Here is an 896-nt window from a genome sequence, read left to right on the forward strand (position 1 = left end):
TTAAAAGAATTTATAAATTTTTTATGAATCAAGATATTATTTAATTTAAGAAAGACTGCTGGTTTTTTTTCTAAGAAATATCTCATATTTAAATTTTTATGTAAAATAATCTCAGAAAGTTCTTCAATTCTGGCTTTTGCAATATCAATTATTAATTTTTTACTTATTTTACGATAATTATCATTTTTAAAAAAATTGGTTTCAATTAGATCCTCTGATTTAATATTTGAAAAATCCGAGTTATTTAAAACATCTTTAATGGTATCAATTTTTAATCCAGTTATTTTTGAAATATCATAAATAATTAAATTTGATCCAAATTTAAATTCTTGAGCATATTTTAAAGACGAGTTTTCTATAAAAATAACTTTTGAAAAATCCTCACTTATTTCAACCTTGAAAAAGGTATCGAGATTATAATTAGACTTAATGAGAGTAGCTCCCTCAATAAAATTTTTTGAAATGACTTTTTTAATTTTTAAATTACACTCATTAAAAATTTGTTGAAGGTTTTGATAGTCATTATTATTTATTAAAAAAAATGATAATTCGTGACAATAAGAATTTCCAAATAAACCTATTGGTAAATTCATCATCTCTTTATCGTCAAGGACGTATTTAGTATTAAAGATGTGTAAAATAGTTTTTTTATTTTCTATTTCATTTATTTTTGATTTTAAAAAATTTAAAATATAAGTTATATTTTCTTTCATCAATTGAGATCCATTTAGTTTTTTGAATCCTGAAAAAGTTATTATTGAGCAATCAAAATTATCGATAATTATTATTGCGTGTTTAAAAATGAATTTTAATTTTTTTTCTAATAAATAAATCTTTTCTTTTAAAGTTGTTAAAATCAAATTATAATTAACGATCTTTTTATCTGTAATTCCCTG

General features: G+C 19.9%; 1 protein-coding gene. It reads right to left on the minus strand.

The annotated features are described in order from the left end of the window. On the minus strand, positions 1-896 hold an 896-nt coding region (locus tag AMN78_RS04170), incomplete at both ends, for a cell division protein FtsA (protein WP_179850592.1).

This window comes from Candidatus Pelagibacter communis (assembly GCF_001179945.1).
Classification (GTDB): Bacteria; Pseudomonadota; Alphaproteobacteria; order Pelagibacterales; family Pelagibacteraceae; genus Pelagilacustribacter; species Pelagilacustribacter ubique_A.